This is a genomic window from Streptomyces sp. NPDC038135 (assembly GCF_055601245.1).
Genome location: NZ_JBVJXS010000013.1, coordinates 248,558 through 255,218 on the forward strand (window position 1 = coordinate 248,558; position 6,661 = coordinate 255,218).

Annotated in this window: 7 protein-coding genes and 1 pseudogene; 2 read left to right on the forward strand and 6 right to left on the reverse strand. The window is 72.9% G+C overall.

Going from position 1 to position 6,661, the window contains the following annotated elements; all coding sequences use genetic code 11:
- Position 1 precedes the first annotated feature (1 nt).
- Entirely contained in the window at positions 2–607 is a 606-nt protein-coding gene (locus ACZ7JA_RS33175; protein ID WP_470812130.1) for a hypothetical protein, read from the reverse strand.
- A 23-nt stretch (positions 608–630) separates the two neighbouring features.
- Positions 631–1,854 (reverse strand): serine hydrolase domain-containing protein, encoded by a 1,224-nt coding sequence (locus ACZ7JA_RS33180; RefSeq protein WP_450746026.1) that lies wholly within the window; start codon positions 1,852–1,854, stop codon positions 631–633.
- Between the two features lie 234 nt (positions 1,855–2,088).
- On the opposite strand from ACZ7JA_RS33180, the gene ACZ7JA_RS33185 reads away from it, so the two are divergent.
- A complete protein-coding gene (locus ACZ7JA_RS33185; protein WP_351668882.1) occupies positions 2,089–2,529 on the forward strand; it encodes a PPOX class F420-dependent oxidoreductase in 441 nt (146 codons plus the stop codon).
- Between the two features lies 1 nt (position 2,530).
- On the opposite strand, the gene ACZ7JA_RS33190 is transcribed toward ACZ7JA_RS33185, so the two are convergent.
- Positions 2,531–3,421, reverse strand: a complete 891-nt coding sequence (locus tag ACZ7JA_RS33190) for an NAD(P)-dependent oxidoreductase (RefSeq protein WP_470812133.1) — start codon at positions 3,419–3,421, stop codon at positions 2,531–2,533.
- A 129-nt stretch (positions 3,422–3,550) separates the two neighbouring features.
- Here ACZ7JA_RS33190 and ACZ7JA_RS33195 point away from each other — a divergent pair, with 129 nt between their 5' ends.
- Positions 3,551–4,147 (forward strand): TetR/AcrR family transcriptional regulator, encoded by a 597-nt coding sequence (locus tag ACZ7JA_RS33195; protein ID WP_351668878.1) that lies wholly within the window; start codon positions 3,551–3,553, stop codon positions 4,145–4,147.
- A gap of 318 nt (positions 4,148–4,465) precedes the next feature.
- Here the strand turns inward: ACZ7JA_RS33195 and ACZ7JA_RS33200 are convergent, their stop codons facing one another.
- The 3 genes and pseudogenes from ACZ7JA_RS33200 to ACZ7JA_RS33210 all read right to left on the reverse strand — a co-directional run.
- Positions 4,466–5,131: a TetR/AcrR family transcriptional regulator gene (locus ACZ7JA_RS33200; RefSeq protein WP_351668876.1), complete on the reverse strand. Its 666-nt coding sequence runs from the start codon at positions 5,129–5,131 to the stop codon at positions 4,466–4,468.
- Between the two features lie 242 nt (positions 5,132–5,373).
- Complete coding sequence (gene gnd / locus ACZ7JA_RS33205; RefSeq protein WP_389301119.1) at positions 5,374–6,258, reverse strand: phosphogluconate dehydrogenase (NAD(+)-dependent, decarboxylating); 885 nt, start codon at positions 6,256–6,258, stop codon at positions 5,374–5,376.
- Between the two features lie 7 nt (positions 6,259–6,265).
- Positions 6,266–6,661 (reverse strand): annotated as a pseudogene (locus ACZ7JA_RS33210) (glucose-6-phosphate isomerase); the annotation flags it as partial.

Genomic DNA, 6,661 nt, shown 5'->3' on the forward strand with positions numbered 1-6,661 from the left:
GTCAGTAGATGACGCAGGAGACACCGCACAGGCCCATCCCGGTCCGCGCGGCGAGACGCCACATACGAAGCGGGCCGTCCAGCACGGACTCCTCGCCGGGGCCGTAGTCGAGCCAGTCCCGCCGCCGGGCGGCCGCGCGCTCCTGCGGACCGAACATCAGGGCGCGTTCCACGCGCGGCAGTGTGGCGCGCACTTCGCCCGAGGTGAGGAGCAGGTTGCCGCACCAGCCCGGCAGCAGCGCTGCCCGTGCGGGTCCGACGGCGTGGAGGAACGACCCGACCGCCCAGTCCTTGCTCTGCACGGAGATGAACAGCCGGTCCTCGATCCCGTCCTGGCCCCAGACGTCGTCCAGCATGGAGAAGGGGTCGTCGCTCGACAGCCCGTCGTACATCTTCTGCACGTGGGTGCCGCCGCAGACCAAGTCCAGGAGGTCGGCGGAGGGTTCGGGGGACGTGCCCCCGGCCGGCGAGCGCTTCCACCGCTCCCACCGCTCCCGCGCGAGCGGTTCGCCCCGCTCCGCGTCGATCAGGGGGAGCAGGCGAGGCGCCAGCTCCCCGATGAAGGCGTCGTCGTGGGCGCTGATGCTCCATGCGGTGGTGATCCCCATGGCCCAGGACGGTAGCCGGGGGGTCAGACAGTGAGGGATTCGTGCACCAGGCGGCGCAGGTCCGGGAAGACCTTCAGGGTTTTCGGGCGGACCTGCGTCATGAACTGGACGGTCAGGTCGTGGGCCGGGGCGATCCAGAAGGCGGTGGTGGCGACGCCGGTCCAGCCGTAGGTGCCCGGGCTCGTCGGGGCCAGGGTGCGGGCCGGGTCGACGACGACGGAGACGTTGAAGCCGAAGCCGAGGCCGGCGTTGGAGCGCTCCTGGTGGACGGGGGCGCCGAAGGAGTCGAGTCGGGCGCCGCCGGGCAGTTGGTTGCGGGTCATCAGGGCGACCGACTCGGGGGACAGCAGGCGGGCGCCGTCCAGTTCACCGCCCCGGCGCAGCATCTCCATGAACCGGTGGAAGTCCCCGGCGGACGCGACCAGGCCGCCGCTGCCGGAGAGGAACAGCGGCCGGCCCCGTACCGGCAGTCCCGGGACCGGTGCGATGCCGCCGTCCTCCGTCTCGCCGTACAACTCGGCCAGCCGGTAGGCCTGTTCGCCGGTGATGTGGAATCCGGTGTCCGTCATGCCGAGCGGGCGGAGGATCCGCTCGGCGAGGAACGCGTCCAGCGGCTGCCCGGAGACCACCTCGATCACCCGGCCCAGCACATTGGAGGCGACGGAGTAGTTCCACCGCGTGCCCGGTTCGAACTGCAGCGGCATGCGCGCGTACACCTCGACGGTCTCGGCGAGGTCCTTGCCCGGCGGCACCGAGTACTCAAGGCCCGCCTCGCGGTACAGCGCGTCCACGGGGTGCTGGTAGTAGAAGCCGAAGGTCAGGCCCGCCGTGTGGGTGAGCAGATGCCGGATCAGGATCGGGCCGCGGGCCGGGCGGGTGCGCAGGCCGGCGCCCGTGCCGCTCTCGTACACCCGCGGCGCGGCGAACGCGGGCAGGTGCCGTTCGAGCGGGTCGTCGAGGGAGAGCCGGCCCTCCTCCACCAGCAGCAGCACCGCGACGGCGGTGACGGGCTTGGTCATGGAGTAGATCCGCCACAGGGTGTCCGTCCCGACCGGCAGCTCCGCCGCGCGGTCCCGGTGACCGTAGGCGGTGAGGTGGGCGACGCGGCCGCCGCGGGCCACGGAGACCAGGTAGCCGGGCAGCCGCCCCTCGTCGACGAGGCGGGCGAAGTGCCGGTCCAGGCGGTCGAGCGCCTTCGGGTCCAGCCCGGCCCCACCCGGATCGACTTCCTGCCGCAGCTCTGCCATCGCTCTCCTCCGGTCGCGTCGTAGCCGCGCGCCGCCGCCGTCCCGCCGCGACGGCCGCACGGTCTCATCGTCGCGCAGGAACGCCGGGACGGACCCCGTCCGCGGCGTGTGTGATCGACATGACGCCCCGCCCCGGCGAGCAACGGCAGCGCCGTCCCCTGTGCCGCGCCCTCCGTCCGCGACGCCGCGCCCCGGGCGGGAATGCGCGGCCCGCCCCGCCGAGTTGATCCGGGTATGACTCAGGACGCCACGCAGGACGACGCACTGCTGAAGCTGCTCGGTGAGGGGAACGGCGGGGTGCTGGTGACCATCAAGAAGGACGGCCGGCCCCAGCTGTCCAACGTCACCCACGTCTACTACCCGGACGAGCGGGTCATCCGGGTCTCCCTCACGGACGACCGCGCCAAGACCCGCAACCTGCGCCGGGACCCCCGCGCCTCGTACCACGTCACCACCGCCGACCGCTGGGCCTACGCGGTCGCCGAGGGCACCGCCGATCTCTCGCCGGTCGCCCGGGACCCGCACGACGAGACGGTGGAGGAACTCGTCCGGCTCTACCGGGACGTCGCCGGCGAGCACCCGGACTGGGACGACTACCGGGCCGCCATGGTCCGCGACCGCCGGCTGGTGCTGCGGCTGCGCGTCGAGCGGGCGTACGGCATCCCGAAGCGCTGAGCTACGGCGTCGTCGCGGCGGTCCGTGCCTCGATCGCCCGCAGCACCGCCACCATGTCCTCGCCGCCGTGCCCCAGGGACACCGTCTCCTCGAACAGGGCGTGACAGGCGTCCAGCAGCGGCGAGGACAGGTGCGCCTTCCGGGCCGCCTCCGCGATGAGCCGGTTGTTCTTCAGTACGTCCAGGGCGGCCGCCTGCACCGCGAAGTCCCGCTCGCGCAGCTTGGGCGCCTTCATCCGCGACACCCCGCTGGCCATGGGGCCCGCGTCCAGGACGTCCAGGAACAGCCCCCGGTCGAGCCCCTGCCGCTCGGCGAAGTGGAACGCCTCGGTCAGCCCGGTCACCAGAGTGATCAGGAAGAGGTTGACCGACAGCTTCATCAGCAGCGCGTTCGGCGCCGCGCCGCACACGAACGTCTCCTGGCACAGCGGCGCCAGCAACGGCCGTACCACGTCCACGGCGCCCTCCTCGCCCGCCAGCATGGCGACCAGCCGGCCCTGCTCCGCCGGGACGCGGGACCCCGAGACGGGCGCCTCGACGTACCGGCCGCCGGCCGACCGGACGTCGGTCTCCAGGGCGTGGGAGTACTCGGGGGAGGTCGTGCCCATGTGGACGACGACGCGCCCGGCCACGCGCGCGCCGAAGCCGGGGGCGCCGCGGCCGAGGACGGTGTCGACCGCGGCCTCGTCGGCGAGCATCAGCAGGACCACCTCGGCCCGCGCGAACACCTCGGCGGCGTCCGCCGCGACCTCGGCGCCCGCCGCCCGCAGGGGCTCGGCCCGCTCCGGCGTGCGGTTCCACACGACGAGCGGCGTGCCGGAGGCCGCCAGCCGCAGCGCCATGGGCTGCCCCATCACGCCGAGGCCGATGAAACCGAAGGTGACGACGTCCATGGGGCGCTCCTCGCTCCGGGGAGTTCCGCACGCGGGACCTCCGGGCCGACCGTTATGACCGTCGTCATAGTAGCGGGCGTTATGACACCGGTCATAGAGTGCGGGGAGAGGGGTGAACGGAGGTCCGTCATGGCGGAGTCGCGGTACGGACCGCGCGAGCGGATGGTGTTCAGCGCGGCGCAGCTGATCCGGCGGGACGGGGTCGCCGCCACCGGCATGCGGGACGTCGCCGCCCTGGCCGGGGCGCCGCGCGGCTCGCTCCAGCACTACTTCCCCGGCGGCAAGGAGCAACTGGTCAACGAGGCCGTGACGTGGGCCGGCCGGTACGCGGGCAAGCGCGTCGCCCGTTTCGTCGCGGGCCTGGACGAGCCGACGCCCAGCGGGCTGTTCGCGGCGATGGCCGCGCAGTGGACGGACGAGTACCGGGTGGACGGGTTCGGCGCCGGCTGCCCGGTCGCCGCCGCGACCGTGGACCGCGCCGCGTCGGGCGGCTCCACCCGTGAGGCGGCGGCGGGCGCCTTCGCGGCCTGGCGCGGTCCGGTCGCCGAGGCGCTGACCGGGATGGGGGTTCCGGAGGCCCGCGCGGACTCCCTCGCCACCCTGATGATCAGCACCCTGGAGGGCGCGATCCTCATGGCCCGGGCCGAGCGGGACGTCCGTCCGCTGGACACGGCGGTCCGCGAACTCGGCCCCCTCCTCGACGCGGCGACGCGCCGCGCCCGGTGAGGCCCGGGGCTCCTGCTGTCGCGCGGCGGCATGCGGTCGCCGCCGCCCGGTCTCGTGAAACCGCGGCCTCGGGCTGCGGCACCCGTCGGCGTCCGGAGCCGTGGCCGGGAAGGGCTCGGGCCGACACCGTCTCCTGGTGCGGCGTTCCGCGCGTCGCTCGTTCGCCCAGCAGGGCCGACGGGACCGTACGGGTCTCGCGGGCGGAGGGTGCGGCCGGGGTGGGCGGGATGCTGCGCCCGCGTGTCCCCGCTGTCTAGAGCCGGCGCGCGACCGCGGCCGCCGTGAGCGACGGGCGCCCGTGACCGCTCGGTGCGCGGCTCAGTCCGCGGCCCGCTCCGCCGTCAGGTAGGCGATCACCATGTCGCCGAGCATGGCGCGGTAGTGCTCGCGCTGCGCCGGGTCGACGAGGTCGCGGCCGAACAGCGCGCCGAAGGTGTGCCGGTTGGCGACCCGGAAGAAGCAGAACGAGCTGATCATCGCGTGCAGGTCGACGGCGTCCACGTCGGCCGTGAACAGCCCCGACTCCTGCCCGGCGGCCAGGATCCGGCGGATCACCCCGAGCGCGGGGGAGCCGATCCGCCCGAGCTTCGCGGAGGCGGCGATGTGCTCGGCGCCGTGGATGTTCTCGATGCTGACCAGGCGGATGAAGTCCGGGTGCTGCTCGTGGTGGTCGAAGGTGACCTCGGCCAGCCGCCGGATCGCCGCGACCGGGTCCAGGTGTTCGACGTCCAGTTGCTGTTCGGCCTCGCGGATCTCGCCGTAGGCCCGCTCCAGCACGGCCGTGAAGAGCTGTTCCTTGCCGCCGAAGTAGTAGTAGATCATCCGCTTCGTGGTGCGGGTGCGGGCCGCGATCTCGTCCACCCGCGCGCCGTCGTAGCCGGCCCGGGCGAACTCCTGTGTCGCCACGTCGAGGATCTCGGCCTGGGTGCGGGCGGCGTCCCGGGTCCGCCCGCCGGGTCGTACCGGTTCGTCGACGCTGGTCATCGGGTTCCTTCGGGCGTAGGGCCAGTGCCGGTGATTGTAGAAGCAGGGGTGGCGCGGGCTGTACGGGTCTTTCCGAAGGCGATGGCTGCTGATACGGCTAACGTACTGGTTCGTACATCGCTGAGCGCGCCAGGAGGTCCCCGTGGCCGCCGGCCGCGCAGCGCGCTGACCACGGCGCGGCCCGGGCCGTCGGAGACGACCCGGGCCGGGTACCGGGGACGGCGCCGCCGGCGCCGTCGCGGTCAGTCCTTCTTCGCCGACTCCACGGCGTGGCCGCCGAACTGGTTGCGCAGCGCGGCGATCATCTTCATCTGCGGGGAGTCGTCCTGCCGGGAGGCGAACCGCGCGAACAGCGAGGCGGTGATGGCGGGCAGCGGCACCGCGTTGTCGATGGCGGCCTCGACGGTCCAGCGTCCCTCCCCGGAGTCCTCCGCGTAGCCGCGCAGGTTGTCCAGGTGCTGGTCCTCGTCCAGGGCGTTGACCGCCAGGTCCAGCAGCCAGGAGCGGATGACGGTGCCCTCCTGCCAGGAGCGGAACACCTCGCGGACGTTGTCCACCGACTTGATCTTCTCCAGCAGCTCCCAGCCCTCGGCGTACGCCTGCATCATGGCGTACTCGATGCCGTTGTGGACCATCTTGGAGAAGTGCCCGGCGCCGACCCGGCCCGCGTGGACGTAGCCGTAGGGGCCCTCCGGCTTGAGCGCCTCGAAGATCGGCCGGAGCCGCTCCACGTGCTCCTTGTCGCCGCCGACCATCAGCGCGTAGCCGTTCTGCAGGCCCCAGACGCCGCCGGAGACGCCGGCGTCGACGAAGCCGATGCCCTTCACGCCCAGTTCGGCCGCGTGCTTCTCGTCGTCCGTCCAGCGGGAGTTGCCGCCGTCGACCACCGTGTCGCCCTCGGACAGCAGGTCCTTCAGCTCGTCGACGACGCCCTGGGTGGCGGTGCCGGCCGGGACCATCACCCAGACGGTGCGCGGCGCGTCCAGCTTCTCGACCAGCTCTTCGAGGCTCTTGACGTCGGAGACTTCGGGGTTGCGGTCGTAGCCGATGACGGTGTGGCCGGCGCGGCGGATCCGCTCGCGCATGTTGCCGCCCATCTTGCCGAGACCGATGAGACCGAGCTGCATGATCTGATCACTTCCTGAGAGAACGGTAGGCGGCGACGAGGGCCGTGGTGGACGGGTCCAGACCGGGCACCTCGGCGCCCTCGGTCAGGGCGGGCTCGATGCGCTTGGCGAGGACCTTGCCCAGCTCCACGCCCCACTGGTCGAAGGAGTCGATGTTCCACACCGCGCCCTGCACGAAGACCTTGTGCTCGTAGAGGGCGACGAGCTGGCCGAGCACGGACGGGGTCAGCTCGCGGGCGAGGATCGTCGTGGTCGGGTGGTCGCCGTGGAACGTGCGGTGCGGCACCTGCTCCTCGGGCACGCCCTCGGCGCGGACCTCGTCGGCGGTCTTGCCGAAGGCGAGCGCCTGGGTCTGGGCGAAGAAGTTCGCCATCAGCAGGTCGTGCTGGGCTTCCAGTTCACC

Excerpts from the sequence above, each read along its gene's own strand:
- ACZ7JA_RS33195 (WP_351668878.1), top strand. The coding sequence starts at position 3,551 with ATGGCGGAGTCGCGGTACGGACCGCGCGAGCGGATGGTGTTCAGCGCG.
- ACZ7JA_RS33190 (WP_470812133.1), bottom strand. The coding sequence starts at position 3,421 with ATGGACGTCGTCACCTTCGGTTTCATCGGCCTCGGCGTGATGGGGCAG.
- ACZ7JA_RS33185 (WP_351668882.1), top strand. The coding sequence starts at position 2,089 with ATGACTCAGGACGCCACGCAGGACGACGCACTGCTGAAGCTGCTCGGT.
- ACZ7JA_RS33200 (WP_351668876.1), bottom strand. The coding sequence starts at position 5,131 with ATGACCAGCGTCGACGAACCGGTACGACCCGGCGGGCGGACCCGGGAC.
- ACZ7JA_RS33175 (WP_470812130.1), bottom strand. The coding sequence starts at position 607 with ATGGGGATCACCACCGCATGGAGCATCAGCGCCCACGACGACGCCTTC.
- ACZ7JA_RS33180 (WP_450746026.1), bottom strand. The coding sequence starts at position 1,854 with ATGGCAGAGCTGCGGCAGGAAGTCGATCCGGGTGGGGCCGGGCTGGAC.
- gnd (WP_389301119.1), bottom strand. The coding sequence starts at position 6,258 with ATGCAGCTCGGTCTCATCGGTCTCGGCAAGATGGGCGGCAACATGCGC.